This is a genomic window from Enterobacter sp. MGH 4, assembly GCF_000534735.1.
Taxonomy (GTDB): Bacteria; Pseudomonadota; Gammaproteobacteria; order Enterobacterales; family Enterobacteriaceae; genus Enterobacter; species Enterobacter intestinihominis.
Window position 1 is genome coordinate 11,297 of record NZ_KI973295.1, and the last position, 24,499, is coordinate 35,795.

At 55.3% G+C, this 24,499-nt stretch carries 22 protein-coding genes and 1 pseudogene; 13 read left to right on the forward strand and 10 right to left on the reverse strand.

Annotated features, from left to right (window positions below):
• Positions 1 to 534: 534 nt before the first annotated feature.
• The 4 genes from pgaA to pgaD are packed head-to-tail and all read left to right on the forward strand — an operon-like array spanning position 535 to position 6,674.
• On the forward strand, positions 535 to 2,973 hold the full coding sequence (gene pgaA / locus L350_RS06015) for a poly-beta-1,6 N-acetyl-D-glucosamine export porin PgaA (protein ID WP_032626251.1): 2,439 nt from the start codon (positions 535 to 537) through the stop codon (positions 2,971 to 2,973).
• An 8-nt stretch (positions 2,974 to 2,981) separates the two neighbouring features.
• Positions 2,982 to 4,919, forward strand: a complete 1,938-nt coding sequence (pgaB, locus tag L350_RS06010) for a poly-beta-1,6-N-acetyl-D-glucosamine N-deacetylase PgaB (RefSeq protein ID WP_032626253.1) — start codon at positions 2,982 to 2,984, stop codon at positions 4,917 to 4,919.
• Positions 4,912 to 6,243, forward strand: coding sequence for a poly-beta-1,6-N-acetyl-D-glucosamine synthase (pgaC, locus tag L350_RS06005; RefSeq protein ID WP_032626256.1), 1,332 nt, complete (start codon positions 4,912 to 4,914; stop codon positions 6,241 to 6,243). The genes pgaB and pgaC overlap by 8 nt, the downstream gene beginning before the upstream one ends.
• Complete coding sequence (gene pgaD / locus L350_RS06000) at positions 6,240 to 6,674, forward strand: poly-beta-1,6-N-acetyl-D-glucosamine biosynthesis protein PgaD (protein ID WP_032626258.1); 435 nt, start codon at positions 6,240 to 6,242, stop codon at positions 6,672 to 6,674. Before pgaC ends, pgaD begins: the two co-directional genes overlap by 4 nt.
• 52 nt (positions 6,675 to 6,726) lie before the next feature.
• Here the strand turns inward: pgaD and gss are convergent, their stop codons facing one another.
• The gene (gss, locus tag L350_RS05995) at positions 6,727 to 8,589 is read right to left on the reverse strand and encodes a bifunctional glutathionylspermidine amidase/synthase (RefSeq protein WP_032626262.1); all 1,863 of its coding nucleotides are present in this window, start codon (positions 8,587 to 8,589) and stop codon (positions 6,727 to 6,729) included.
• Between the two features lie 183 nt (positions 8,590 to 8,772).
• Here gss and yghU point away from each other — a divergent pair, with 183 nt between their 5' ends.
• Both yghU and fucR read left to right on the forward strand, forming a co-directional pair.
• The gene (yghU, locus tag L350_RS05990; RefSeq protein ID WP_032626264.1) at positions 8,773 to 9,639 is read left to right on the forward strand and encodes a glutathione-dependent disulfide-bond oxidoreductase; all 867 of its coding nucleotides are present in this window, start codon (positions 8,773 to 8,775) and stop codon (positions 9,637 to 9,639) included.
• A 76-nt stretch (positions 9,640 to 9,715) separates the two neighbouring features.
• Positions 9,716 to 10,465, forward strand: coding sequence for an L-fucose operon activator (gene fucR, locus L350_RS05985; protein ID WP_023298593.1), 750 nt, complete (start codon positions 9,716 to 9,718; stop codon positions 10,463 to 10,465).
• A 2-nt stretch (positions 10,466 to 10,467) separates the two neighbouring features.
• Here the strand turns inward: fucR and L350_RS05980 are convergent, their stop codons facing one another.
• Together L350_RS05980 and yghX are read right to left on the reverse strand one after the other, a co-directional pair.
• Positions 10,468 to 12,015, reverse strand: coding sequence for a methyl-accepting chemotaxis protein (locus tag L350_RS05980; protein WP_022649391.1), 1,548 nt, complete (start codon positions 12,013 to 12,015; stop codon positions 10,468 to 10,470).
• A 113-nt stretch (positions 12,016 to 12,128) separates the two neighbouring features.
• Positions 12,129 to 13,016, reverse strand: coding sequence for a YghX family hydrolase (gene yghX, locus L350_RS05975; RefSeq protein WP_023306936.1), 888 nt, complete (start codon positions 13,014 to 13,016; stop codon positions 12,129 to 12,131).
• Between the two features lie 82 nt (positions 13,017 to 13,098).
• Here yghX and L350_RS05970 point away from each other — a divergent pair, with 82 nt between their 5' ends.
• Complete coding sequence (locus L350_RS05970; protein ID WP_023306937.1) at positions 13,099 to 14,139, forward strand: aldo/keto reductase; 1,041 nt, start codon at positions 13,099 to 13,101, stop codon at positions 14,137 to 14,139.
• A gap of 109 nt (positions 14,140 to 14,248) precedes the next feature.
• Here L350_RS05970 and L350_RS05965 read toward each other — a convergent pair whose 3' ends face one another.
• Both L350_RS05965 and L350_RS05960 read right to left on the reverse strand, forming a co-directional pair.
• On the reverse strand, positions 14,249 to 14,737 hold the full coding sequence (locus L350_RS05965) for a TIGR00645 family protein (RefSeq protein WP_006811956.1): 489 nt from the start codon (positions 14,735 to 14,737) through the stop codon (positions 14,249 to 14,251).
• A gap of 43 nt (positions 14,738 to 14,780) precedes the next feature.
• Entirely contained in the window at positions 14,781 to 15,284 is a 504-nt protein-coding gene (locus L350_RS05960; protein ID WP_032626267.1) for an ESA_00282 family adhesion-associated protein, read from the reverse strand.
• Between the two features lie 102 nt (positions 15,285 to 15,386).
• Here L350_RS05960 and L350_RS05955 point away from each other — a divergent pair, with 102 nt between their 5' ends.
• Positions 15,387 to 15,791, forward strand: a complete 405-nt coding sequence (locus L350_RS05955; protein WP_032626269.1) for a hypothetical protein — start codon at positions 15,387 to 15,389, stop codon at positions 15,789 to 15,791.
• On the forward strand, positions 15,784 to 16,221 hold the full coding sequence (locus L350_RS05950) for a hypothetical protein (RefSeq protein WP_032626272.1): 438 nt from the start codon (positions 15,784 to 15,786) through the stop codon (positions 16,219 to 16,221). The genes L350_RS05955 and L350_RS05950 overlap by 8 nt, the downstream gene beginning before the upstream one ends.
• Before the next feature lie 91 nt (positions 16,222 to 16,312).
• Here L350_RS05950 and exbD read toward each other — a convergent pair whose 3' ends face one another.
• Both exbD and exbB read right to left on the reverse strand, forming a co-directional pair.
• The gene (exbD, locus tag L350_RS05945; RefSeq protein ID WP_023298601.1) at positions 16,313 to 16,738 is read right to left on the reverse strand and encodes a TonB system transport protein ExbD; all 426 of its coding nucleotides are present in this window, start codon (positions 16,736 to 16,738) and stop codon (positions 16,313 to 16,315) included.
• A gap of 4 nt (positions 16,739 to 16,742) precedes the next feature.
• Positions 16,743 to 17,474 carry a tol-pal system-associated acyl-CoA thioesterase gene (gene exbB / locus L350_RS05940; RefSeq protein WP_023298602.1) on the reverse strand — a complete coding sequence of 244 codons (732 nt, stop codon included), beginning with the start codon at positions 17,472 to 17,474 and terminating at the stop codon, positions 16,743 to 16,745.
• Positions 17,475 to 17,725: 251 nt separating this feature from the next.
• On the opposite strand from exbB, the gene metC reads away from it, so the two are divergent.
• Together metC and yghB are read left to right on the forward strand one after the other, a co-directional pair.
• Positions 17,726 to 18,913 (forward strand): cystathionine beta-lyase, encoded by a 1,188-nt coding sequence (metC, locus tag L350_RS05935; protein WP_032626274.1) that lies wholly within the window; start codon positions 17,726 to 17,728, stop codon positions 18,911 to 18,913.
• 142 nt (positions 18,914 to 19,055) lie between these two features.
• A complete protein-coding gene (gene yghB / locus L350_RS05930; RefSeq protein WP_015571869.1) occupies positions 19,056 to 19,715 on the forward strand; it encodes a DedA family general envelope maintenance protein YghB in 660 nt (219 codons plus the stop codon).
• A gap of 45 nt (positions 19,716 to 19,760) precedes the next feature.
• Here yghB and L350_RS05925 read toward each other — a convergent pair whose 3' ends face one another.
• A complete protein-coding gene (locus L350_RS05925) occupies positions 19,761 to 20,660 on the reverse strand; it encodes an AraC family transcriptional regulator (protein ID WP_017382749.1) in 900 nt (299 codons plus the stop codon).
• Positions 20,661 to 20,855: 195 nt separating this feature from the next.
• Here L350_RS05925 and yqhD point away from each other — a divergent pair, with 195 nt between their 5' ends.
• Together yqhD and dkgA are read left to right on the forward strand one after the other, a co-directional pair.
• Positions 20,856 to 22,019 (forward strand): alcohol dehydrogenase, encoded by a 1,164-nt coding sequence (gene yqhD / locus L350_RS05920; RefSeq protein ID WP_032626276.1) that lies wholly within the window; start codon positions 20,856 to 20,858, stop codon positions 22,017 to 22,019.
• 105 nt (positions 22,020 to 22,124) lie between these two features.
• Positions 22,125 to 22,952: a 2,5-didehydrogluconate reductase DkgA gene (gene dkgA, locus L350_RS05915; protein WP_023298605.1), complete on the forward strand. Its 828-nt coding sequence runs from the start codon at positions 22,125 to 22,127 to the stop codon at positions 22,950 to 22,952.
• A gap of 89 nt (positions 22,953 to 23,041) precedes the next feature.
• Here the strand turns inward: dkgA and L350_RS05910 are convergent.
• Positions 23,042 to 24,055 (reverse strand): annotated as a pseudogene (locus L350_RS05910) (radical SAM protein); the annotation flags it as partial.
• A gap of 114 nt (positions 24,056 to 24,169) precedes the next feature.
• On the reverse strand, positions 24,170 to 24,499 hold the full coding sequence (locus L350_RS05905) for a hypothetical protein (protein ID WP_000140246.1): 330 nt from the start codon (positions 24,497 to 24,499) through the stop codon (positions 24,170 to 24,172).

Sequence of the window (24,499 nt, forward strand, 5' to 3'; positions counted from 1 at the left end):
ATGTTTTCTGGCTTTGATCATCCCTCAATATGACATTGGTGAGCTAGACTTTTTGTAGACTATCACTCAATGCCTGTCGCTAATTATAAATAAAAAAGAATTTCAGAAAAGTCACTTCTCTGAACATTAAGAATTTTTGTCATGAAACTTCCCAAACATGCACCAGAAAGTACTTTAATTAACTCAGCGGAACTTCATTTCAAATATAAAAAAACTGCAAACAGCAAAAGAAAAAGCATTTAATATCAATCAGTTAAAAAGAACAATCCTGCACTGAATTATCTAAAAAACTTACTTCTTCCAGAATTATCTCAAAACCTCCCAGCCGCTTTTCAACTTATTTATCCCCCAACACATCGGGTGTACATTAAGCCCAATCAGACCACTGAGATGAGGGCGCATAATTACCTTTAAGTAAGTACCCCATAACGTAGCATCATTCAGATTTAATGTTCTCCTTTATGCCCTTTAACGCAGAGTTAAAAGGCGGCCGTGTTATGCAATGGATTCACGATAAACAAATGGCAAATAGATATGGAAAGATCGCTTAGCTTCACTACGTTATTCTTTTATCGCACCACAATATTATTGTTCCTGCTTTTACTCTTTCCTGTTCTGGTTCAGGCTGATGAATCCGTTTATGAGCATCAGATACAACAGGCACGTAACGGTAATTACGCTCTGTTTCTTGATTACCTACAGCGCTATGAGCAACAGCATGCTTTAACAACTGGACAGGTTGCGGACTGGTTACAGGTAGCCTCCTGGGCAGGACGCGATGATGAGGTTATTCGAGTCTGGCAGCGTTATGGTATTTATATGCCGCTGCCCGCTCGCGCCATCGCTGCTGTCGCCCAGTCCAGAAGAAACCAAAAAGCCTGGCCATCCGCCTTATCGCTGTGGAAAGAGGCGCTCAGCCTTGCGCCGGATAACGACGATTACCGCATCGGCTATGTTAAGACCCTGGCCGATGCCCGCAGAGATCGCCTCGCGCTTTCGAAAGCCCGGCAGCTGGTTAAGGACAATCCTTCTCCCGCGCACCTTGAGACGCTCTCCTATGTCTGGATGCGCCAGGGAAAAAACGGGGACCGGCTGCTGGCGGACATGCGCGCGCTAAACGCCGCACCAGGGAATAACGCCCTTCTTCGCGAGACGATCGATGCGTTAACGGATAACCGGGTAAGCACACCCGCACTCTGGCTGTCGCAAAGCGCAGCGATGTCCCCCGCGGAGCGTCGCCGCCTTGAGCGTAACGCCGCGGCTGAAAAGGTACGCCTGGCGGATGTGCCTGGCAGAACGGAGAAAGAGCGGCTGCGGCTGGCACAAAACGCATTAGATCGCTATCACGTCCTGCTTTCCCGCTGGCAAAACGAACCGCAGGCGGCTGAAGACATCATCCTTGCCCGTATCGATCGGCTTGGCGCGCTGTATGCGCAGGGTGATTACCGGCAGGTTATTAGCGAATATGAGGCGCTGACGACCGCACAGCATCCGGTGCCGGACTGGGCCATCGGCTGGGTGATCTCTGCATATTTGCAGGAGAAAAACACCGTCGCCGCCTTCTCGCTTGTACAACGCTATCCACACTACGCCTCCGATCCGCAGGATGAGGAGCATGCGCTTTTCTACGCCTGGCTGGATACGGGGCAGTATCAAACCGCCCGCCGCTACGTTGAGCGCGAGACCCGCAGCGTTCCCTGGACCCGCTACGATTTCGGATCCCCGACCGCTCAGCCGAACGATAGTTGGCTCACCGGACAGTCACTCAAACTTAACTATTTGCTGGCGACCAACGCCCTGCCCGAGGCCGAAAAGCTGTCGTATCGTCTGGCGTCAACGGCGCCGGTAAATCAGGGATTACAAATTGATTATGCCGCCCTGCTTCAGGCCAGGGGCCTGCCGCGCGCGGCCGAGCAAAAGCTTAAACGAGCAGAGGCGCTCGAACCCACGAATCTGGAGCTTGAAAAACAGCAGGCTTACGTCGCAATGGACCTTCAGGAGTGGCGCCAGATGGATTTACTGGCTGATGACGTAATTGCTCGCGCCCCCGCCGATCGCAGCGCCCGCCGCCTGGACAGGCTCAGAGCGGTTCACCATATGTCAGAGCTGCGTCTGAACGCGGGTAAAGGATTGCACTCAGATAACCCCGTCAGCGGTAGCCACGACATGACTTGGGACGCCACGCTCTATGGCCCACCCGTGGCGGATAACTGGCGGCTATTTGCTGGCGCCCGCTATGCACAGGGGAATTTCGACGAAGGTAAAGGCATCAGCCGCCACCTGTTGGGCGGCGTTGAGTGGCGCCCACGTGACCTCACGCTCGAAGCCGAGCTCTCCAGCAACCGCTATCACGGCACAAACAGGCCGGGTGCACGGCTCTCAACAACCTACAGCCTGAGTGATAACTGGCAGGTCAGCGGTAGCCTCGAGCGCTTATCACGCGCGACACCCTTACGGGCATTACGCAATGGGATCAGCGCCAACCGGGGTGAAGGTGGGGTGCGCTGGTATCAAAACGAGCGACGTGAATACCAGTTCAACGCCGCCGTCAGCCGCTTCTCAGACCACAACCGCCGTCAGGAATACACCCTCTCTGGGAAAGAGCGTCTCTGGCAGACCCCGACCCTGACGCTGGATCTCGAACCGGGGATCGCCGCCAGTAAAAACAGCCTGCGGAATACGCTCTATTACAACCCGGCACGGGATCTGTCCGTGACGGCAGCCCTGTCCGTTGACCATGAGATGTACCGCCACTACGACACCCTCTGGAGCCAGCAGTTCGTGGCAGGCGGCGGCAGCTACTGGCAGAAAAATCAGTCGCCTGGCGCCATTACCCTGCTGGGTTACGGGCAACGCATTCAGTGGAATAACGTTGTCGATACTGGCGTGATGCTGAACTGGGATAAACGCCCTTACGACGGCAAACGCGAGAGCAATCTCTCCGTCACGTTAGATGCGACTTTACGCTTTTAAGGATGAATATGCTGAATACACGTTTTTCTGTAAGCCTGTTCGTCATCGGCTGGCTCTGCCTCAGCGCGAGTCTCTGCGCGCAGCCGCTCTCCTTTATGGCTCCTGAAGAGAGGCCGCAGCTGGAGGCCAGCAAACCCTGGCCGGAGAATCAGTTTCTGGTCCTGGCCTACCACGACGTCGAAGATGATGCTGCCGATCAGCGCTACCTCTCCGTTCGCACCAGCGCGTTAAACGAGCAGATAAGCTGGCTTTTGCACAACGGCTATCACGCCATCAGCGTGCAGGACATTGTGGATGCGCATGAAGGAAAAAAAGCGCTGCCGCCGAAAGCCGTTTTGCTCAGCTTCGACGACGGCTACAGCAGCTTTTACACCCGCGTCTGGCCCCTGCTTCAGGCCTGGAACGTTCCTGCGCTGTGGGCGCCGGTGGGCAGCTGGGTGGATACGCCGGCAAATCAAAAAGTTAACTTCGGCGGTCTGATGACGCCCCGCGATCGGTTCGCGACATGGGACATGGTGCGCGAGCTCAGCCGCTCCCCGCTGGTTGAAATTGGCTCGCATACCTGGGCCTCGCATTACGGCATCCCGGCCAACCCGCAGGGAAGCCGTGAACCCGCTATCGCCAACCGTTTTTTCGATAACGCGACGGGGCATTACGAAACCGATGAACACTTCAACCAGCGGATCGCCGCAGACGTACGGAAAGTCACCGAAAAAATCACCCAGGTGACGGGAAAAGCGCCGCGTGCCTGGGTGTGGCCCTATGGGGCTGCCAACGGTACATCGCTCGCTATCGCCCAGAAACAGGGCTATCAGCTGGCCTTTACCCTGGAGGACGGGCTGGCAAACGTGCGCGACCTCGGCAACATCCCGCGCCTGCTGATTGCCGGAAATCCGTCGATAAAAACCTTTGCCAACACGGTTAGCCGCGTTCAGGAGTTTGACCCGGTGCGCGTCATGCATGTTGATCTCGATTATGTCTACGATCCCGATCCGGCCCAGCAGACGAAAAACATCAACAAACTCGTCCAGCGGGTCTACGACATGAAAATCAGCCATGTGTTTCTCCAGGCGTTTTCGGATCCGCGGGGCGACGGCAGGATCGGCGCGCTCTATTTCCCCAACCGCCGGCTTCCGGTCCGGGCCGATCTTTTTAATTTTGTCGCCTGGCAGCTACAAACCCGCGCGGGAGTGAAAGTCTTTGCGTGGATGCCGGTCCTCTCTTTCGATCTCAGTCCAGCCCTGCCGCGCGTGCAGCGCCGGGATCGCCAAACGGGAGAGTTGACCGTGGCCGCCGAGCCCTATATCCGGCTCTCCCCCTGGAGTCCACAGGTTCGCCAACAGGTGACGGAGATCTATGAAGATCTGGCCCGCTATGCCAGCTTCAACGGGATCTTGTTCCATGACGACGCGGTGCTGACGGACGTTGATGATGCCGGACAGGAGACGACCCGGCAGAAGAGCCAGCAGCTTATCGGCTTTACCCGCACCCTGAGCCAGGCGGTGAAAAACATCCGTGGCCCGCAGATCAAAACCGCGCGCAATATGTTCGCCCTCCCCATTCTGCAGCCCGAAAGCGAAGCGTGGTTTGCGCAAAATCTGGATGATTTTCTGGCGGCCTACGACTGGACGGTGCCGATGGCAATGCCACTGATGGAGTCCGTCCCGGCAGAAGAGAGCAATGCCTGGCTGACGCGTTTAGTCAACGCCGTCGCCGCACGCCCCGGCGCGCTGAATAAAACGATTTTTGAGCTACAGGCCAGGGACTGGGCGCAGAAACCGCAGCGTGCCGTAGCCGATGAACGTCTGGTGGAGTGGATGCAGGTGCTCCAGCTGAACGGCATCAAAAATTACGGTTATTACCCCGACGACTTCCTCAACAACCAACCTGATATTTCGCGTATCAGGCCTGAATTTTCTTCGTACTGGTATCCTGACAATGACTGATCGCATTATCGCCTTCTCTATTTTGTGTCTGGTATTCGGGTTGCCGTTAGGCGTAGCCGCGCTGTTTACCGGCGAACTGATTCTGGACTTTGTCTTTTTCTGGCCGCTGTTTATGTCCGTGCTCTGGGTAACCGGCGGCCTCTATTTCTGGTTTCAGCTTGAACGGCACTGGTCGTGGGATAACGCAACACCCGCGCCCGCCTTAGCCGGTGAACCGTTAATCTCGATTCTTATTCCCTGCTTTAATGAGGAACGCAACGCACGGGAGACCATTAGCGCCGCGCTGGGTCAGCGGTACTGGAATGTTGAGGTTATCGCCATCAACGACGGCTCTTCGGACAATACCGCGCAGGTGCTGCATCAACTGGCGCAGGAGCAGCCGCGCCTGCGGGTGATTAATCTCGCGCAGAATCAGGGGAAAGCCGTGGCGCTCAAGGCTGGTGCGGCGGCGGCCCGGGGCGATCTGCTGGTCTGCATTGACGGCGACGCCCTGCTCGATCGCGATACGGCCGCGTATCTGGTGGCACCGCTGATTCAGTATCCCCACGTTGGGGCCGTCACCGGAAATCCGCGTATTCGCACGCGCTCAACGCTGATTGGTCGTATTCAGGTGGGCGAGTTTTCTTCCATTATTGGTCTTATCAAGCGAACGCAGCGGATCTATGGCCGGGTCTTTACGGTCTCCGGCGTCATCGCCGCCTTTCGCCGACAGGCGCTGGCGGATGTAGGGTACTGGAGCCCGGATATGATCACAGAGGACATTGACATAAGCTGGAAGCTTCAGCTGCGCCACTGGGATATTTTTTTCGAGCCGCGGGCGCTGTGCTGGATCCTGATGCCGGAGACGCTCAAGGGGCTGTGGAAACAGCGTCTGCGCTGGGCTCAGGGCGGTGCAGAGGTGTTTCTGGTTAACCTGCGCAAAATGGCCCGCTGGGAGCATCATCGGATGTGGCCCCTGTTTCTCGAATACGCGCTGTCAACGCTGTGGGCGTTTGCCTATGGAGCGACCGTGGTGTTGTTCATTCTTAGCCATATTATCCCTCTTCCCACGAACCTGGCCGTTGCGAGCCTGTTTCCCCCGGCGTTTACCGGGCTGCTGCTGGGGGTGATGTGCCTGCTGCAATTCCTCGTCAGTTTGTATATCGAGCGGCGCTACGAGCGGAAAGTGGCAGGCTCGCTGTTCTGGGTGATTTGGTTCCCGATGGTGTACTGGATGATTGGCCTGTTTACCACCCTCGTGGCATTTCCGAAAGTCATGCTTAAACGTAAACGCGCCCGCGCGCGCTGGATCAGTCCGGACCGGGGAAAAGGGAGCATTCAATGAACGAGAATACGTTAATTTTGACTGAACATCGGCTGGCACCGCGTCTTTTCGATGCCGCATTAACGCTGATAGCCTGGGGAGGATTCCTGTTTTTCCTGTATGCCAGGCTGTGGATGCAGTTAACCGAGGCGAGCGATCACCGCTGGAGCATGATTATCGCCTCCTTTAATACAGTGCTGGTTTATCTGCTGATTGCCGCGTTCAACGGCTGGCTGCTGATCCTGTGGTATCAGTACAATCGCCGCCGCGCGCATGTGAGGCGGCGTCATCCGCAAATGTTGCGCCATGACGAGCTTGCCCAAAGTTTTAACGTCACGCCGCACATTATGTCCGAGATGAGCCAGTACAACCTGCTGACGGTCTATCATGACCAGATCGGCCGGATCATTGATTTGAAGATCAGCGAGCAGCAGGTCGAGGAAGAAGAGTAATAAAAAGCCCCCGCAGCATACCCTGCGGGGGCTTTTTTATAACAGGGAGACGTTATTTATCCTTCACCACAATCAGCGGTTCAATATCGCTCTCTTTCTTCACCACCAGCGAGTCATCCCCACGCAGACAGGTTCCGCCATAGTTTCCGCCCACGGTAAAGGTGCAGACCTGTATGTATCTGCCGTCAACCTTTGGCAGGCACCATAGCTGCTGGTAGATATTTTTGCGGTCAACAAACTTGCCGCTGGACTGGTCCAGCAGTTGATCCTGGGCGCCGATCAGATTGATATTGCTCCCGCAGCGTCCGGCTATCGGTTTAACGGCATAGCCTGTCCGTTTCAGCAGCGCATTCACCTCAAAATCGGTATCCAGCAGGTAACGGTGGTTCGGGAACAGCTGCCACAGCACCGGCAGGATCGCCTTGTTACCTGGGATCACCGTCCACAGCGGTTCAAAGACCAGCACTTCCGGGCGCAGCAGGACGTCAATCAGGCGCACTTCACCTTGCGGGTGACCGGTACGGATGGGCACGGCGGCGTACTCGGTTTCGCTCACCTCGCGGATCTGCTCGATCGCCGTTTCCCACGCCCAGGTTTTCCATACGCAGTTGACGTGACGGCCTTCATCATCAATCAGTTGCCCGGCGGCATCCCAGCTCAGCGCGCCCAGTCCATGCAGGATTTTGGTTTCAAACCCGGCCTGGATCAGCGAGCGCTGAATAAAGAGCGCGTGGTAATCCTCTTCGATATCGTTGTCCTGCATGATATGGACGAACGGCCGCGCGTGGCTGTGCTTCCAGGCGCCGGTCAGCTCTTCCAGCAGCCCTTCCGCCGGATTGTGGCCGGTGCCGCGATAGCCGTTTTTCACCCACTCTTCAAGAATCAGCCCGCCCTCGGTATGGCAGGAGGCGGAATCCGCGTTGTACTCGTAAACCTTAATGCCGCGCTCATCCATGCAGAAATCCATACGACCGGTGATCATATGGTGACGACGCCACTGCCAGGAGAGGCGCAGACGCGGCCAGAGAATTTTCGGGATGTCGAAAAGCGCGAGTAAGCTGTCGTCTTTCAGCACCTTGTCGGTGGCATGAAGATACATCAGGTGCAGTTCGTTGGTGGCTTTGATCAGCTCCTGCTCGGCACTTTCGGTAATGGTGAAGTACTGGCAGGGATCGTTGTTAATAACGTGGCCGTTCGCGCGAACGTACGCCTGTTGCAGGGCGTCGTTTTCATTGAGCCATTTTCCGTCGAACTGACGGTTGTTCTTCAACCGCGCGCCGCTGATTTTCAGCAGCTCACCGTCGATCTCCGGCTGAGGAATACTGTGTTCCGTCTCCTCCGTCTGGATCATCCAGCCGAGGATCTCGGTATCGCTGAACGTATCATGAAGCGTATAGCAACCGTTCTCAACGCTCAGACGCAGCTCGCGCGTCCACTGCTGCCCCATCGGCAGCGGAGAGTGAATAACGTTCTGCTCGGCAATGCGCACTTTGTCGTCCAGCAACTGGGTGATGACGGCGACGTGGCCGGTCTCTTGAAACTCACCGCCCTTTTGCCAGATGAGCAGCGCACCGGCCTGCGGCGCGCGTTTTGAGCCATTAGCAAAGGCCTGTAGCGGCAGGATGTTGTCGTTTACCACCTGGCGTAAAAAACGCAGGGAGAAGATCTCCCACGCCATCCCGACGTCGGTAAAGACAAACCCGTGGTTGAGAAACAGGAAACGGCGCGCAAACTCAACGCACTGCCATTTATGGCCCATGTATTCGTTGCCGATATAGCTGCGGAATTCCGCGTCTTCCGGGTAGTGCCGCGGATCGAGACTGCCGTAATTTGAAGAGTAAATCGCCACGCCACCCGGCGCATAACCTAATAACGTCCCGAAGGGTGCGTCACTGCTTAACGTTCCTTTACGCATGTGTCCAACCTAAAACAGGCAGGCGGCAATTTTTTTGTGGGGTTGTCGTCGTCTGCACGTTGTAATTAACTGACAGAGGTGGCGTTATCATACACCCGCCCTGCCCATTACGCTCGCATCGTTAAACGGTTCCCCTATCTCCTGCTACACTGCCTCAACACAACACCAAAAAGGCAGGCCAACATGTCAGATAACACCTATCAGCCACCGAAAGTGTGGGAATGGAAACAGAATAACGGCGGCGCGTTTGCCAATATCAACCGTCCCGTCTCGGGCGCTACGCACGAGAAAGAGCTGCCTGTGGGCGAGCACCCGCTCCAGCTGTACTCTCTGGGTACGCCGAATGGACAGAAAGTTACCATCATGCTGGAAGAGCTGCTGGCGCTGGGCGTGACGGGCGCGGAATACGACGCATGGTTAATCCGCATCGGTGAGGGCGATCAGTTCTCCAGCGGTTTTGTCGACGTGAACCCGAACTCGAAGATCCCGGCACTGCGTGACCACTCCACCACCCCGCCGACGCGCGTCTTTGAATCCGGCAATATCCTGCTCTATCTGGCCGAGAAATTTGGTCACTTCCTGCCAAAAGATCCGGCAGGACGAACGGAAACCCTGAACTGGCTGTTCTGGTTACAGGGCGCGGCCCCGTTCCTCGGCGGCGGTTTTGGCCACTTCTATAACTACGCGCCGGTGAAGATTGAGTACGCTATCGATCGCTTCACCATGGAAGCTAAACGCCTGTTCGACGTGCTGGACAAGCAGCTGGGGCGCGGTCGTTATGTAGCGGGTGAGGAATATACCATTGCGGATATGGCAGTCTGGCCATGGTTTGGCTGCGTGGCGCTGGGCAGCGTCTACAACGCCGCCGAATTCCTCGACGCCGGGAAGTACACCAACGTGCAGCGCTGGGCAAAAGATGTGGCGAATCGCCCGGCCGTTAAACGCGGGCGCATTGTTAACCGCACCAACGGCGAGCTGAACGAGCAGCTGCATGAGCGCCATTCAGCGAGCGACTTCGATACCCAGACGGAAGATAAACGTCAGGGTTGACCCATGACCGGGCGGTTCGCCGCCCCTCTTCTGCGATGAGAAAAATGAGTCAGCACGCGTGCGCAAGGATCCTCGAATGTCAGACCAGACGCTAAAAGCGACCCGACAGCAGAGCATCATCACCCTGCTGAGTAAAAGTGACTGGCTGACCACCGATGCCCTGGCTGAAAAGCTCTCCGTCAGCAAAGAGACGATCCGCCGGGATCTGAAGTCGTTACAGCAGCAGGGGAAACTTCTGCGCCAGCACGGGCGTGCGCGTCTGATTCACCCGGACAGCCGCGACAGCGGTGAACCCTTTGGCGCACGCCTGAAAAGCCATTATGCCGACAAAGCCGATATTGCCCGACACGCGCTGGGCTGGATCAGCGAAGGGATGACCATCGCCCTCGACGCAAGCTCGACCTGCTTTCATCTGGCGCGCCAGCTTCCGGATATCGAACTCACCGTGTTTACCAATAGCCTGCCTGTCTGCCACGAGATGGCGAAGCGCGAGCGGATCACGCTTATCTGTTCCGGTGGAACGCTTGAGCGTAAGTATCGCTGCTATGTTAATCCGGCGCTGGTGACGCAGCTTAAAGGGCTGGAGATCGATCTGTTTATCTTCTCGTGTGAAGGGGTTGATGAGCATGGCGTCCTTTGGGATCCGTCCGAGCACAACGCGGGCTTTAAGGCGCTGCTGTTAAACCGGGCCAGCCAGTCGCTGCTGCTGATCGACAAAAGTAAATTTATGCGGGCAAGCGAAGTGAAAATCGGTCAGCTGTCGCAGGTGACACAGATTATTCAGAGCGATAAATGTCAGGCCGCCAGAGACGGCCTGACGCGATGATGTTACGCGGAGAGACGGAACTTCTGCACTGAGCGCTGGAGTTCTTCGGTCTGCCGTTCCAGTGCGGCCGCGGCGGCGGAAACCTGCTCCACCAGCGAGGCATTCTGCTGGGTCACGCCGTCCATCTGCGTGATGGCTACGCCGACCTGAGAAATACCTTTGCTCTGCTCCTCTGACGCGGTGGCGATCTGCTTCATAATGACGGTCACCTCCGTCACGTCGCGCAGGATAGCTTCCATCGTCGTGCCGGTATCGTTCACCAGCTGCGCCCCCTGCTCCACGCGGGCAACGGAATCCGCAATCAGCCCTTCGATCTCTTTTGCCGCATTCGCGCTGCGGCTGGCCAGATTACGCACCTCACCCGCCACGACCGCAAAACCGCGCCCCTGCTCCCCGGCCCGAGCCGCTTCCACCGCGGCGTTCAGCGCCAGAATATTGGTCTGGAAGGCGATGCTGTTGATAACGGTAGTGATTTCAGCAATTTTCTTCGAGCTGTCCGAAATGCCGCTCATGGTCGTGACCACATCGTCTACCAGCGACCCGCCGCGGCTGGCCGTACTGGAGGCGACATCCGCAAGCTGGCTGGCCTGGCGCGCGCTTTCGGCGTTCAGCTTCACCGTTGCGGTAAGCTGCTCCATGCTGGCCGCGGTCTCTTCCAGCGCAGCGGCCTGCTCTTCGGTACGCGAAGAGAGATCGTTATTCCCGCTGGAGATCTCCGTTGCCCCGCGCCAGATATTCTCGCTGCCGGAACGAATCGTGCTGACCGCCTCCCGCAGGCTGTCCTGCATGGCGCTTAGCAGCGGAACCAGTTGCCCCACGCAGTTGCGGCCAATGGGCTCAATCGGCTGGCTGAGATCGCCCTGCGCAATCTGGCGGAACTGCTGACGGATACGCTCCAGCGGTTTTACCAGCAGCGCCACCAGGTAGCGGTCGGTGAACAGCAGGATCAGCAGACCCACGATCGTGGCGGTGATAATCACCGTCCGGGTCATGCTGGTCAGGCTGTCGACCACAACGCGCGTACTGTCGAGCGCCTTCACCGCAGAATTGTTAAAGTTCTCAACCGCGGCGCCAAAAGCGCGGCTTAGCGGCGGCGTAACGTTGTTGGCATGCTGACGATAGCCTTCGAGCGTCGCCTGCTTTGCCTGCACCATCTGAGGCGTAACGCCCCGATCGAGCAGCGCCTGCCAGGTGGAAATCACCTGCGCAGAGACCTTTTCATCCATCGGGCCCGGGGAGATAGCCTTCATCTCTGCCAGCTTTTTACTCATGTTATCCAGCGCCTGCTGAGCAGGAGCCAGGTCCGGCGTGCCGCCCGCTGCTTTAGCTTCCATCGCCCGGCTCAGGCGGGTGACGAAACGGAAATACTGATCGTTGCCCTGGCTCAGCACCGTCATTTGCCTGACCAGCTGGCGGTCAACGTCATTACCATCAGAAACACGAGACAGAGACCAGGTGCTGTAAAGCCCCACGCCTGCCCACATGACACAAAAGATCCCCAGTACCGTCAGCATGACGAAACGGATGGTGAAATTACGAAGCATCTTCATTGAGTATTCCTTGCCGTGAGGGTGAATTCGCCCAGAGGCGAGTACTACCCTCGTTATCGGCAGGGACAGGGGAAAAGATAACCCTTTGTGATGATTTATTTAAGCAGGGCTTATCATTCCAGATATTTTTTAAACCAGCTTAACGTTCTCGACCAGGCCAGTTCGGCTGCGGGCTGGTCATAGCGTGGGGTAGAATCGTTGTGAAATCCATGGTTTACGCCAGGGTAGATATACGCTTCATAAACCTTATTATTTGATTTCAGCGCGGCTTCATAGGCAGGCCAGCCCTCGTTAATATTTTTGTCCAGCTCGGCATAATGAAGCAGGAGCGGCGCGCTAATTTTTGGCACATCCTCCACCCGCGGCTGACGACCATAGAAGGGCACCGCGCAGTCGAGTTCCGGATACGCTACGGCGGCGGCATTCGATACGCCGCCGCCGTAGCAAAAACCGGTAATCCCCACCTTCCCGGTGGCTTCCGGATGATTTTTCATAAACTCTATGGCGGCAAAAAAGTCGTTCATCAGCCTTGTCGGGTCGACCTTCTGCTGCAAAACCTTTCCTTCGTCGTCGTTGCCGGGGTATCCCCCCACCGAGCTCAGGCCGTCGGGAGCCAGCGCGATATACCCCGCTTTCGCCACGCGTCGTGCCACGTCTTCAATATACGGATTCAGCCCCCGGTTCTCATGCACGACCACTACCGCGGGCGTTTTCGCGGTGGCTTTGGCCGGCTTCACCAGGTAACCGCGCACTTCGCCGTGACCATTGGGCGAGGGATAAGTGATGTATTCCGGAAGAATATCGGGATCGGTGAATTTAACCTGCTCCGCGAGGGCGTAGTTGGGTTTAAGCATATTAAACAGCATCAGCGCCGTTACGCCGCCTGCGGCATAGCGCGCCGCGAGATTCAGAAATTCGCGTTTGCTGATTTTACCGTGGGCGTAATAGTCATAGTAATCAAGCAGCTCTTGCGGAAAATCTTTGGCAGTCAGGCGCGTCATCGCTTATCTCCATGATTTATGATTTGATAAGCTTAGAATAAAAACGCTGTTTCGAAAATTCACCGATAAGAAAGGAGACATCATGTCCTGGCACCCTTACACCGGCCGATACGAAAACATGCAGTACCGATACTGCGGCAAAAGCGGCCTGCGCTTACCGGCGCTGTCGCTGGGTCTGTGGCACAGCTTTGGCCACGTTCAGGCGCTCGATTCCCAGCGCGCGCTGCTGCGTAAGGCCTTCGATCTCGGCATTACCCATTTTGACCTTGCCAACAACTACGGCCCCCCTCCAGGCAGCGCTGAAGAAAATTTTGGCCGCCTGCTGCGAGAAGATTTTGCCGGGTATCGCGACGAGCTGATCATCTCCACCAAAGCGGGCTACGACATGTGGCCAGGACCGTATGGTTCGGGCGGTTCACGTAAGTATCTGCTCGCCAGCCTCGACCAGAGCCTGAAACGCATGGGCGTGGAGTATGTGGATATTTTCTATTCTCACCGCGTAGACGAAAACACGCCGATGGAAGAGACCGCCGCCGCGTTGGCACACGCGGTGCAGAGCGGAAAAGCGCTGTACGTCGGCATTTCGTCCTACTCCACGGAACGCACGACGGCGATGGCCGAATTGCTGCGCGAGTGGAAGATCCCGCTTTTGATCCACCAGCCGTCTTACAACCTGCTTAACCGCTGGGTCGACAAGACTGGTCTGCTGGACGCGCTGGAGAAAAACGGAACGGGCTGTATCGCCTTTACCCCGCTAGCGCAGGGCCTGCTGACCGGGAAATACCTGAACGGTATTCCGGACGGTTCACGTATGCAGCGCGAAGGGAAAAAAGTGCGTGGCCTGACGGAGAAAATGCTGACCGAAGCCAACCTGAGCAGCCTTCGTCTGCTGAACGAGATGGCGCATGCGCGCGGGCAGACGATGGCGCAGATGGCGCTAAGCTGGCTGTTGAAAGATACACGTGTAACGTCAGTGCTGATTGGCGCGAGCCGCCCGGAGCAACTGGAAGAGAACGTTCAGGCGCTGAATAACCTGTGCTTTACCGAAGATGAACTGACGCGGATTGACCAGCACGTGGCGGATGGTGAGCTGAATTTGTGGCAGGCGTCGTCGGATAAATAGTGCGGTCCGATGCTTTCGCCCCTCACCCTAACCCTCTCCCCAGAGGGGAGAGGGAACTTGAACACCCTCTCCCCTCTGGGGAGAGGGCAGGGTGAGGGGCCTGGTAAATTTATTTCTTACTGATCTTATCCAGATACCCCATCACAAACGCCGACAGTACAAACGTCAGGTGGATAATCACATACCACATCAGCTTATTATCCGGGACGTTTTTCGCGTCCATAAAGACACGTAACAGGTGAATAGACGAAATCGCCACAATCGACGCCGCGACTTTATTTTTCAGCGATGAGGCGTCCATTTTCCCCAGCCAGTTGAGCTTTTCTTTGTGCTCGGCGATATCAAGCTGAGAGACGAAATTCTCATAACCGGAGAACATCACCATCACCAGTAATCCTCCTACCAGCGTCATATCCACCAGCGACAGCAGAACCAGAATCAAATCGGCTTCTGCCACGGAGAAAATGTTTGGCAGGACGTGGAATATCTCCTGGAAGAACTTGATCGTCAGGGCGACCAGCGCCAGAGAGAGACCAAAATAGACGGGTGCGAGCAGCCAGCGAGAGGCATACATTGCGTTTTCAAAGAAGCGTTCCATAAAATCCTGTCTGCAAACGAAACCAGCGCTCAGTATATCTCAACTATACCTCGTTGGGATCCACATCCGGACGCGCATACTCCGGCCAGACCAGCGCGACCAGTTCCGGGTAGGCTTCCAGGCTAAACTCGCGAAAACACTGGCGCAGATTTAATACGTCTAAATCGGAATACGACACCTTCTCGCCATTCAGACAGCGCTTTTTGATATTGTCGTAATATTTATAGACCGCCGAATTAAGGTCGCTACAGCGGCGCTGCGCGTCGAACAGGCCGGGCGTATCATTAATTTCGTCCATTTTCATTCGCTTAATTGTCGCATGGAGAAAATCGATATATTCGTGATTCACCCGCCAGTACCAGACTGGCGTCACGGCGTTCATCAAGACGGAGAAATGATCTTCCCCCTCCTCTTTGGACATCAATTCAGGCTGCGGTGGTTCACTGGCGTCATTTGACACTTTCGTTTTATTGAACTCTTGCATCAATAAAAGCACGCCAGCGGTCAGTAATAGTAACGTTACGACCGTGAAGAAAATGCTGTTCATGGGTAGGCTCCATTTTTTTTGATTTTAAAATTGCCTCATGATATTGTCAACGAATCTCACCCTTTTTCCAACCCCACCCTTTTGAAATTAAAGGAAATTAAAATGCTGCCCGACAATCTTGTCCCGGCAAAGTACCACATTACGCCTGTGGAACGGCCTTCGACGGAAGCAGATAAAGAGGCGAATTTCACTCAAGGAAAAAGAAAACTCTCCGACTATGAAGCCGATATATTAATTGGTGTTTCACGCACCGGCAAATCCCGTAATATGGTGCTGGAAGAGCACGATCGCCATTTAAAAGAACGGTTATTTCGTGCCATCAAGATTGAAGCCTTAGTTCATCTGCTAAATGATTTACAGGCCGAAGGGGAAATAGATGCCCAGGCTCTAAGTCAAATAATGGCCGAGAAAACACAGCAAATAAATGAAGCTGGCAATGAAATTTGGCTTAACTTAATTACGCGTGAAAAAAACAATCCCATTTTTTATAACCTGGGGGATGATTAACGTGAATGATGATAGCGGTAATAACGTTTATTTGACTTTAGATGATAAGAAAAGCGATGAATTTATCTTAAAGCAGAATCTCGACGCCCTGAAAAAGATAAAAAATGACGAGATGACGCGAATAACGCAGGACTTGGTTTCGATTCCGGCCACGCTGGTGCGCCTGAAATGGCAGAACCGTCGGGAGATTTATGCCTTGCAGGCCAAAGAGGAGATTCACGGCGCGGTGATGAACGCCATTATTGAGCTGCGCCCTGAGCTTAAAGAGAAGATCCTTGGGCGACTGGAGACGAACTATCAGTACCTGCTGGCACGCGAGACAGCCACCCTGCGCCTGACCCGTAAACTCTTGGAAGGCAACTATCGCACATCAAACGTCACCTGCGTGGCGCTCGATGAAGAGGCGTCAACAACATCTTCTAACTGCTGACAACGTGGTTCGCCCGGCGGCGCTAGCCTGAGATTGTAGGCCGGGTAAGGCGAAGCCGCCACCCGGCACGGAAGGCGGCTTCGCCTTCGTTTTACTTCGCGGCCGCTTTCTCTTCGCCGACCAGACCAATCTTCAGGTATCCCGCCTGATGCAGCGTGTCCATTACCTTCATCATGGTTTCATAATCGACGGTTTTATCTGCGCGGAAGAAGACGGTGGTGTCTTTCTTGCCGCCGGTCAGCTGGTCCAGCGCCGGAATAACCGAGGCATCCGTCACCGGATCGTTGCCCAGGAACATGGACTTATCGGCCTTCACGGACAGGTAGACAGGCTTTTCCGGACGCGGCTGCGGCTGGCTGGAGGACGCAGGCAGATTCACCTTCACGTCCACCGTCGCCAGCGGCGCGGCAACCATAAAGATAATCAGCAGAACCAGCATGACGTCGATAAACGGCGTCACGTTGATCTCATGCATTTCACCGTTATCGTCCAGATTTTCATTAAGACGCATTGCCATACAATCAACCTACGCGCAGTTTGGACGCCGCATGCACCGGTTTAACGGCGCTGGCGTTCAGGTCCAGATCGCGGCTTTGCAGCAGCAGAACCTGCGCGGCAACGTCACCCAGTGTGGCTTTGTAACTGCCAATCATGCGCGCGAAGATGTTATAGATAACTACCGCAGGGATAGCGGCAACCAGACCGATAGCCGTTGCCAGCAGCGCTTCTGCGATACCCGGCGCGACGACCGCAAGGTTAGTGGTCTGCGTCTGGGCGATACCGATAAAGCTGTTCATGATGCCCCAGACGGTACCGAACAGGCCGACGAACGGGGAGATAGCGCCGATAGTCGCCAGGTAGCCGTTACCGCGGCCCATATGACGACCCACGGCCGCAACGCGACGCTCCAGACGGAAGCCGGTACGCTCTTTAATGCCTTCGTTATCTTCACTGCCTGCGGAGAGTTCCAGCTCGTTCTGCGCTTCGTTCACTAACAGGGTAGTCAGGCTTTTCGCATGGAAGGATGAGGTGATATCAGAAGCCTGATCCAGAGAGCGGGCTTCCGCCAGTTGCTTCTGCTCACGCTTGAGGCGGCGTTTTTGTGAAAGAAGTTCGGCGCTCTTGCTGAAGAAGATAGCCCAGGTGATCACGGACGCCAGAATCAGGCCGATCATCACAACCTTAACGACGATGTCAGCATGTTGATACATGCCCCAAACGGAGAGATCCGTCTGCATCAAATTATTACCCACTCTGTATCTCCAGGACGCAAATCACACAATCTGAACGTAATAATATCAAAACGTCGTCGAATTGATAGTAGTTCTCATTAGTATTTACATAGTGCCGTAATTTTCGCTCACTTTCCTTGCGCTTACGCAGTAAAAATTTCTTATGCGAATATTTGATAATATTTTCTGCTTATTCGATAAGCATCCGGATGCACATTCTGACAATCGTGGTAGTCTGGACGTCCAGACGTATAAAAATAGGGTTGGCGAACATGACTAAAAAGCAGCTTGAAACCACGCTGGTGCAGGCAGGACGCAGTAAAAAATACACTCAGGGCTCGGTCAACAGCGTGATCCAGCGTGCCTCCTCGCTGGTGTTTGATACCGTCGAAGATAAAAAAATCGCCACGCGTAATCGCGCGAAGGGCGGGCTGTTTTACGGTCGCCGTGGCACGTTAACCCATTTCTCGTTGCAGGAAGCCATGTGCGAACTGGAGGGCGGCGCGGGCTGCGCGCTGTTCCCGTGCGGTGCGGCGGCGGTCGCCAATACCATTCTGGCGTTTGTTGAACAGGGTGACCACATCCTGATGACCAATACCGCCTACGAGCCAAGCCAGGACTTCTGCACCAAAATACTCAGCAAGCTCGGCGTCACCACCAGCTGGTTCGATCCGCTGATTGGGGCCGGTATTGCCGGGCTTATTCAGCCCAACACGCGCGTTGTGTTCCTGGAATCTCCCGGCTCCATCACTATGGAAGTGCATGACGTCCCGGCCATCGTGAAGGCGGTGCGCAGCATAGCGCCGGAAGCGATCATCATGATCGACAACACCTGGGCGGCAGGTGTGCTGTTTAAAGCCCTGGAATTTGACATCGATATCTCCATTCAGGCGGCGACCAAATACCTGATTGGCCACTCAGACGGCATGATCGGTACGGCGGTATCTAATGCCCGCTGCTGGGATCAATTGCGTGAAAACGCCTACCTGATGGGCCAGATGGTGGATGCCGATACCGCCTACATGACCAGCCGGGGCATCCGTACGCTCGGCGTGCGTCTGCGTCAGCATCACGAAAGCAGCCTGCAAATTGCACAGTGGCTGGCGCTGCATCCGCAGGTGGAGCGCGTTAACCATCCGGCGCTGCCGGGCAGCAAGGGCCACGAATACTGGCAACGTGACTTTACGGGCAGCAGCGGGTTGTTCTCATTTGTTCTTAAGAAGCGCCTGAATGACGCCGAGCTGGCAAGCTATCTGGATAACTTTACCCTCTTCAGCATGGCCTATTCATGGGGTGGGTTTGAATCGTTGATCCTGCCCAATCAGCCGGAGCAGATTGCGGCCCTGCGCCCGGGCGGCGAGGTGGACTTCGAGGGGACCTTAATCCGCCTGCATATCGGGCTGGAAAATGTGGACGATTTAATTGCGGATTTATCGGCAGGATTTGAGCGCATCGTGTAAAGTGCTGGCTGACATGTACTCCCTGGACGCTATTCTGAACACCGCAAGCAGAAAAGTCTGTATGAGATGCGCCTGCGATCAACCCCGACAGGCAAAATTAGGAGTACAATAGCGTTATATCTGCTGTTCCACAGGAAAGTCCATGGCTGTTATTCAAAATATCATCACGGCGCTCTGGCAACACGATTTTGCCGCGCTGGCGGACCCACATGTCGTCGGGATTGTCTATTTCGTGATGTTCGCGACGCTGTTTCTGGAAAATGGATTACTGCCAGCCTCATTTTTACCCGGTGACAGCCTGCTCCTGCTCGCAGGGGCGTTAATCGGCAAGGGCGTGATGGACTTCGCACCGACAATGGTGATCCTCACCTCTGCGGCCAGTCTCGGCTGTTGGCTGAGCTACCTGCAAGGGCGCTGGCTTGGAAACACCCGCGTGGTGAAAGGCTGGCTGGCGCAGCTGCCGCATAAATATCATCAGCGCGCGACCTGCATGTTTGACCGTCACGGCCTGCTGGCGTTGCTTGCCGGGCGTTTTCTGGCGTTCGTTCGCACCCTGTTGCCTACCATGGCGGGTATTTCAGGCCTCTCTAACCGCCGCTTCCAGTTCTTCAACTGGCTGAGCGCCCTGCTCTGGGTGGGCGTGGTTACCACGCTCGGCTACGCGCTGAATATGATCCCCTTTGTTAAGCGCCATGAAGACCAGGTGATGACCTTCCTGATGATCCTGCCGATTTTCCTGCTGGTTGCAGGGCTGGTGGGTACCATTGCGGTGGTGATCAAGAAAAAGTATTGCAGCGCATAAATAAAAGCCGGGTGGCGCTACCGCTTACCCGGCCTCCGTTTCCCCTCACGCTCCCTGCATGGTTCTGATACGTGACGCATCTTCCCCCGGCGTGACGCCGAAGTAACGCTTAAACTCCCGACTAAACTGCGACGCGCTTTCATACCCGACCCGCATCGCCGCGGCGCTGGCCTTCATGCCATCGTGGATCATCAGCATCCGCGCCTTATGCAGACGGTAGGTTTTGAGGTACTGCAACGGCGACGTGCTGGTGACGGATTTAAAGTTATGGTGAAACGCCGAGACGCTCATATTGGCTTCCGCCGCCAGCTGATCAACGCTGAGGTTTTCCGTGTACTGGCTCTCGATGCGCTTCAGCACGCGACTAATGAGGCTGAAGTGCGTTTGCCGGCTTACCAGCGCCAGCAGCGCCCCGCCGCCCGGTCCCAGCAGCACATGGTAAAGAATTTCGCGGATAATCTGCTTTCCGAGAATACGCGCATCCAGAGGCCTTTCCATCACGTCTAACAGGCGTTCAATCGCGCAGAGAATTTCCTCCGATAAGGTCGCGGAGTTGATACCGCTTGCCGCCATCGACGGCCGGAAAAGTTCGTCCTCCCCAATCTCCATCAGCAACTCCTGCAACTGGAGAATGTCGACGTTGACGCGGATCCCGGCCAGCGGTACCTCCTCTGTCGCGAAAGTTTCACATTCGAAGGGTAAAGGTACAGTCAGAAGCAGATATTCATTGGTGTCGTAACGGAACACGCGCTCATTGATATAGCCAATCTTATGGCCAGAAAAGAGAAACACGATGCCGGGCTGATACATCACCGGGGTGCGCGTTCCGGGCTGGGTACCGTAGAGCAATCGGATATCCGGCAACAGCTCAGCCGAATCATTTCCGTTATCTATCAGTCTTTTAATCTGCGACGTTAGCTGGCGGCAGATGGCATCACGGTTCATTTTCAGTTACTCCGGGTACGGTTTCCGACGCTGACAGTGTGCGCATTTTCTTACCGTTTCTCCAGAGCGCTGTAGAAATGGGCAAGACATCGGCAGGAATGTGCATTGAGAGGATAGCGCCTGCCCGCCACAATGTGCAGCATCAGGTTGCCTTCTGCGCCACCACGATTTTTTACCCACTACAGGGAACAAGCCATGAACAACTTTAATCTTCACACCCCAACCCGCATTCTGTTTGGTAAAGACGCTATCGCTGACCTGCGCGCGCAAATCCCGACGGACGCCCGCGTCCTGATTACCTACGGCGGCGGCAGCGTGAAAAAAACCGGCGTACTGGATCAGGTTTACAGCGCTCTGGAAGGGCTGGACGTACGCGAGTTCGGCGGTATCGAGCCTAACCCGTCTTATGAAACGCTGATGAACGCGGTAAAAATCGCCCGTGACGAGCAGATCACTTTCCTGCTGGCGGTGGGCGGCGGTTCCGTGCTGGACGGCACCAAATTCATCGCGGCGGCAGCGCATTACGCTGACGGCATCGACCCGTGGCATATTCTGGAAACGGGCGGCAGCGACATCAGCAGTGCGATCCCGATGGGCTCCGTGCTGACGCTGCCGGCCACCGGCTCTGAGTCCAACAAAGGCGCGGTCATCTCCCGTAAAACCACCGGTGACAAGCAGGCCTTTATGAACGAACACGTTCAGCCCGTGTTCGCGATCCTCGATCCGGTTTACACCTATACCCTGCCTGCGCGTCAGGTGGCGAACGGCGTGGTCGACGCCTTTGTTCACACCGTTGAGCAGTACGTCACTTACCCGGTAAACGCCAAAATTCAGGATCGTTTCGCGGAAGGCATTCTGCTGACGCTGATTGAAGAAGGTCCGAAAGCGCTGAAAGAGCCTGAAAACTATGACGTGCGTGCTAACGTGATGTGGGCTGCAACACAGGCACTGAATGGCCTTATCGGTGCAGGCGTGCCACAGGACTGGGCGACCCATATGCTCGGTCACGAGCTGACGGCGATGCACGGCCTGGATCACGCCCAGACGCTGGCGGTGGTTCTGCCTGCGCTGTGGAATGAAAAACGTGACGCTAAACGCGCCAAACTGCTCCAGTACGCCGAACGCGTCTGGAACATCACCGAGGGTTCCGACGATGCGCGTATTGATGCCGCAATTGAAGCCACCCGTCACTTCTTTGAAAGCCTGGGTGTGCCAACGCGTCTCTCTGACTACGACCTGGACGGCAGCTCCATCCCTGCCCTGCTGGCGAAGCTGGAAGCACACGGTATGACGCAGATCGGCGAGCACGGCGACATCACCCTGGACGTCAGCCGTCGTATTTACGAAGCGGCACGCTAAGCGTTTTTAGGATCCTGACTTTCGTTTTTTGACATTTCGTCCAGACTTAATGCACATCACATCGTCGGAGGTTCCCTCCGGCGATGAGCACCTGAAGGAGGAAAAATGGCAAACCAAACCGTAATCAAGCTACAGGACGGCAACGTGATGCCCCAGCTGGGGCTAGGTGTATGGAAAGCCGGTAACGACGAGGTCGTCTCCGCCATTCATAAAGCCCTGGAAGTCGGCTATCGATCCATCGATACCGCCGCCGCCTATAAAAACGAGGACGGCGTGGGGACCGCGCTTGCCAGCGCTGGCATTCCCCGCGATGAGTTATTCATCACCACCAAGCTGTGGAACGACGATCAAAAGCGTCCCCGCGAAGCGTTGCAGGAGAGCCTGGAGAAACTCCAGCTCGATTTCGTCGATCTTTATCTCATGCACTGGCCGGTACCGGCTATCGACCATTACGTTGATGCCTGGAAAGGGATGATTGAGCTGCAAAAAGAGGGGCTGATTAAAAGCATCGGCGTCTGTAATTTCCAGGTTCATCACCTGCAACGCCTGATTGATGAAACGGGCGTCGCGCCGGTGATTAACCAGATTGAGCTACACCCGCTGATGCAGCAGCGCCAGCTTCATTCGTGGAACGCCACGCACAAGATCCAGACCGAATCCTGGAGCCCGCTGGCTCAGGGCGGCGAAGGGGTGTTTGACCAGAAAATTATCCGCGAGCTGGCGGATAAGTACGGCAAAACGCCGGCGCAGATCGTCATTCGCTGGCATTTGGATAGCGGTCTGGTGGTGATCCCGAAATCGGTCACGCCATCGCGTATCGCCGAGAACTTCGACGTCTGGGATTTCCGCCTGGATAAAGACGAGCTGGGTGAGATTGCGAAGCTGGATAAAGGTAAACGTTTAGGCCCGGATCCGGATCAGTTTGGCGGGTAGTTTCCCCTCACCCTAACCCTCTCCCACAGGGAGAGGGAATGCTTTCCACCCTCTCCCTGTGGGAGAGGGCCGGGGTGAGGGCATCATCGTTATCCGATCTTACGTTTTCCCGTTTTTTTCGTCCCCGAAGCCCCACCGTTCGAACGCTGATGCACAATTGGCGTGTGCTTGGTCAGCGCCGGGCGCGTATTGCGGTTCTGGCGGCGCGCTTCGCGCATCTCTTCCAGCGTTGGCGCAGGCACCAGGCAATCACGACGCGAGCCGATCAGGTGCTTTTTCCCCATCTCTTCCAGCGCCTGACGGATCAGCGGCCAGTTTTTCGGGTCGTGATAGCGCAGCAGCGCTTTGTGCAGACGGCGCTGTTTATCCCCTTTCGGCACCACCACGTCTTCACTCTTATAGCCAATCTTACTTAGCGGGTTTTTACCGGTGTAATACATGGTCGTCGAGTTAGCGAGCGGCGACGGGTAGAAGTTCTGCACCTGATCCAGACGGAATCGACGCTGCTTCAGCCACAGCGCCAGGTTCACCATGTCTTCATCACGGGTGCCGGGGTGCGCGGAGATGAAGTATGGGATCAGATACTGCTCTTTCCCCGCCTGTTTTGAAAAGGTATCAAACAGCTGTTTAAAGCGGTCATAGCTGCCCATGCCCGGCTTCATCATTTTGGACAGCGGGCCCTCTTCGGTGTGCTCCGGGGCGATCTTCAGATAACCGCCAACGTGGTGCGTCGCCAGCTCTTTGATGTAGCGCGGATCTTCCACCGCAATGTCGTAACGCACGCCGGAGGCGATCAGGATCTTCTTGATGCCTTTCAGGTCACGGGCGCGACGGTAAAGGTTGATCGTCGGCTCGTGGTTGGTGTCCATATGCTCGCAAATGCTCGGATAGACGCAGGAGAGACGACGACAGGTCTGCTCAGCGCGCGGCGATTTGCAGCGCAGCATGTACATGTTAGCCGTTGGACCACCCAAATCGGAGATTACGCCGGTAAAGCCCGGGACCGTGTCGCGAATCGCTTCGATCTCGTTAACAATCGACTCTTCGGAACGGCTCTGAATAATACGACCTTCGTGTTCGGTGATCGAACAGAGCGAGCACCCTATAATTCTGATCATTTAGAAATTTTTTTGCGTTTAAAATCAATGAATTGAAAGATTTCATTTTTCTAAGTCTGATAAAACAGATGAAAACCCAACTGACTATACTCATAAAACTCAATCTTTGCGCTGCTGTACGATACCAGTAATTACAGGCGCCGAGTTTAACATCATGAAAAGTAGCCCAATAATGAATGACGCAACGCCAGCTGCGGTGCCTAACTTCTGACTGAACACCATTGAAACAAAGTACATATTTGGGATAAAAACGGACATAGCAATCACGAAAAGTAACTTATTCAGATAATTATTTATTCGGGTCTTAACCTCAACTCTATCATAAAAAGCCATCGAAACGTAAGCAGTTATCAGTGAATAAAAAGACCATGTCATATAGTTAACCGATTCATTAAATGCCTCTCGCAAAAGCAAAGCACTTTCTGTCAT

Bases quoted from the DNA above. Each gene is read 5' to 3' on its own strand.
- pgaA (WP_032626251.1), top strand. From the start codon at position 535: ATGGAAAGATCGCTTAGCTTCACTACGTTATTCTTTTATCGCACCACA.
- pgaB (WP_032626253.1), top strand. From the start codon at position 2,982: ATGCTGAATACACGTTTTTCTGTAAGCCTGTTCGTCATCGGCTGGCTC.
- pgaC (WP_032626256.1), top strand. From the start codon at position 4,912: ATGACTGATCGCATTATCGCCTTCTCTATTTTGTGTCTGGTATTCGGG.
- pgaD (WP_032626258.1), top strand. From the start codon at position 6,240: ATGAACGAGAATACGTTAATTTTGACTGAACATCGGCTGGCACCGCGT.
- gss (WP_032626262.1), bottom strand. From the start codon at position 8,589: ATGCGTAAAGGAACGTTAAGCAGTGACGCACCCTTCGGGACGTTATTA.
- yghU (WP_032626264.1), top strand. From the start codon at position 8,773: ATGTCAGATAACACCTATCAGCCACCGAAAGTGTGGGAATGGAAACAG.
- fucR (WP_023298593.1), top strand. From the start codon at position 9,716: ATGTCAGACCAGACGCTAAAAGCGACCCGACAGCAGAGCATCATCACC.
- L350_RS05980 (WP_022649391.1), bottom strand. From the start codon at position 12,015: ATGAAGATGCTTCGTAATTTCACCATCCGTTTCGTCATGCTGACGGTA.
- yghX (WP_023306936.1), bottom strand. From the start codon at position 13,016: ATGACGCGCCTGACTGCCAAAGATTTTCCGCAAGAGCTGCTTGATTAC.
- L350_RS05970 (WP_023306937.1), top strand. From the start codon at position 13,099: ATGTCCTGGCACCCTTACACCGGCCGATACGAAAACATGCAGTACCGA.
- L350_RS05965 (WP_006811956.1), bottom strand. From the start codon at position 14,737: ATGGAACGCTTCTTTGAAAACGCAATGTATGCCTCTCGCTGGCTGCTC.
- L350_RS05960 (WP_032626267.1), bottom strand. From the start codon at position 15,284: ATGAACAGCATTTTCTTCACGGTCGTAACGTTACTATTACTGACCGCT.
- L350_RS05955 (WP_032626269.1), top strand. From the start codon at position 15,387: ATGCTGCCCGACAATCTTGTCCCGGCAAAGTACCACATTACGCCTGTG.
- L350_RS05950 (WP_032626272.1), top strand. From the start codon at position 15,784: ATGATTAACGTGAATGATGATAGCGGTAATAACGTTTATTTGACTTTA.
- exbD (WP_023298601.1), bottom strand. From the start codon at position 16,738: ATGGCAATGCGTCTTAATGAAAATCTGGACGATAACGGTGAAATGCAT.
- metC (WP_032626274.1), top strand. From the start codon at position 17,726: ATGACTAAAAAGCAGCTTGAAACCACGCTGGTGCAGGCAGGACGCAGT.
- yghB (WP_015571869.1), top strand. From the start codon at position 19,056: ATGGCTGTTATTCAAAATATCATCACGGCGCTCTGGCAACACGATTTT.
- L350_RS05925 (WP_017382749.1), bottom strand. From the start codon at position 20,660: ATGAACCGTGATGCCATCTGCCGCCAGCTAACGTCGCAGATTAAAAGA.
- yqhD (WP_032626276.1), top strand. From the start codon at position 20,856: ATGAACAACTTTAATCTTCACACCCCAACCCGCATTCTGTTTGGTAAA.
- dkgA (WP_023298605.1), top strand. From the start codon at position 22,125: ATGGCAAACCAAACCGTAATCAAGCTACAGGACGGCAACGTGATGCCC.
- L350_RS05905 (WP_000140246.1), bottom strand. From the start codon at position 24,499: ATGACAGAAAGTGCTTTGCTTTTGCGAGAGGCATTTAATGAATCGGTT.